This window comes from Amycolatopsis sp. NPDC039088 (assembly GCF_055598845.1).
This window is the reverse complement of the sequence record NZ_JBVKAE010000088.1, coordinates 1-1,887: the sequence shown is the minus strand read 5'-3', so window position 1 is coordinate 1,887 and position 1,887 is coordinate 1. Positions and strand designations below refer to the sequence as shown.

Here is a 1,887-nt window from a genome sequence, read left to right as displayed (position 1 = left end):
TCGACACCTCGCTCCCGCACTGGCTCGGCTCGGCCGACAGCGGCGCCGTCGAAACCCTCGTCCTGTTCGGACCTCAAGGCGAGCGCGCGCACGTCCGGGCGCGGACACAGCGCTAGCGGCAGGTGCGGTCCGCGGGGAGCTCACCACCCAGCAGGTAGTCCCGGACCGCGGTGTCGACGCACCTGTCGCCTTTGAGGAACACGGAATGCCGGTAGGCGCCTTCCACCGTCACCAGCCGCGAACCGCCGAGTGCCCGGTGCATGGCGAGTTGCCCGGCGTAGGGCGTCGCGGGATCACCGGTCGAGCCGAGAAGCAGAGCCGGTGCGGTATTGCGGATCCGGGTGGCGGATTCGGCAGGCGTCACGGGCCAGAACGCGCACGGCGTGATGTTGCGGGCCAGCGGACCGAACAACGGCTCGGCGGACCGATGCGCCTGGATGTCCCGGTAGTACGACTTCGGGTCGCGGGAAGCCGCGCGATCGGCGCAGATGATCGGCGTCCCCGCCCGGTCGTTCGCGTCGCCGGACCCTGTCGTCAAGCCGTCGAGGAGCGCGCTCAGTGTCTTCGAAGGCGTGACGGGAAGACCGGCCGCGGCATCGCGGAGCGTCCGCATAGTGGCGGCGAACTCGGCCTGCGACGCGGGTCGGTCGTCATAGAGGTTCGCGAAGTACAGATACGGCACGGTATGACCGTCCACTGTGAACTTTCCGACCGCGAACGGCCGCCGCTCGGCCGAGCGCGCGACGTCCCTTACCGTCGCGAGCACCTGCTCCGCGGTCTCCCCCAGACCTCGGCCCACCGCGCTACGCGCCCAGTTCCGTAACGCCGCGTCAAGCGCTGGGGCGGTCGGGCGGAGCAGGCCGGGCCCGTACACCTCGGGATCCACCGACGAGTCGAGCACGAACCGGTCGGCCCGCGAGCCGAACATCTGGAGATAGACCGCGCCGAGATAGGTCCCGTACGACGCCCCGATGTAGGAGATCTTCCGTTCCCCGAGCGCGGCCCGCACGACGTCCATGTCCCTGGCGGTTTCGCGGGTCGACGCGGCCCGCAGCAACTCGGGATCGTTGCCCGAGCAGCCACGCGCCAGCTCCTTCGCCAGTGCCACGCTTTCGCCGAACGTCCTGCGGTCCGGCCCTGCCGACCGCGTGAACGTGTCGGTCGGCCAAGCGCACCGCAACGGCGAGCTGCGCCCGACGAACCGGGGGTCCATGCCGACGAGGTCGTACTGTGCCGCGATCTCCGGCATGAAGGGCCCGGCCAGGACCATTTCCCTGGCCGGACCGCCGGGCCCGCCCGGATTGAGCAGCACCACGCCACGGCGGCGCGCGGGGTCGGTGGCCTTCACCCTGGCCAGCGCGACGGTGATCTGCCGCCCCCGCGGACGGCGATGATCGACCGGCACGACGATGTCGCCGCACTGCGCACCCGCCTTGTCCAGCTCCGCGCCCAGGTCGTCGCCGGGCCCCGTCACGCAGCCGTGCCAGGTGATCGAAGGTGTCGCGATGGCGGCCGTCGCCGGCGTCAACGCGCCGGCGACGAGAAGCCCCACCACGATGGCTGTTTTCCTGAGCAACCCGAACTCCTTGGTATCGAACGAAATTCTCAATATCAGGCTAGGAGTGGGGGCCGTTGGGGGCGTCCGTCTCCGGGCTGAAAGGTCTAGCCCGCTGGGGGGCTTTTTCGGGGGTTGGGCGCCTGCCGAGGGTCGTGCTGCGTCCTGGGAAAGTGGCCCGGACGTGGCGCTTGCTACGCTGACTGGCGGGGTCTCGGTAGCGTGTCGCGAAAGCCAGGCGGATTCACTCGGTCGTCGCAACATGGTCTATTTAGGACAGTATCATGGTGAGTTTCTCTTGCGGGGTAAGCCAGTTCAGTGTTTTGCGGGGA

1 protein-coding gene and 1 pseudogene are annotated in these 1,887 nt (G+C 69.3%); one reads left to right on the top strand and one right to left on the bottom strand.

Annotated elements, in window-relative coordinates; translation table 11 throughout:
* Positions 1-116: pseudogene (locus ACZ7KI_RS43305) on the top strand (XRE family transcriptional regulator); the annotation flags it as partial.
* Here ACZ7KI_RS43305 and ACZ7KI_RS43300 read toward each other — a convergent pair.
* Positions 113-1,576: an alpha/beta hydrolase gene (locus tag ACZ7KI_RS43300; protein WP_470278809.1), complete on the bottom strand. Its 1,464-nt coding sequence runs from the start codon at positions 1,574-1,576 to the stop codon at positions 113-115. The pseudogene ACZ7KI_RS43305 and the gene ACZ7KI_RS43300 overlap by 4 nt on opposite strands.
* Positions 1,577-1,887 lie beyond the last annotated feature (311 nt).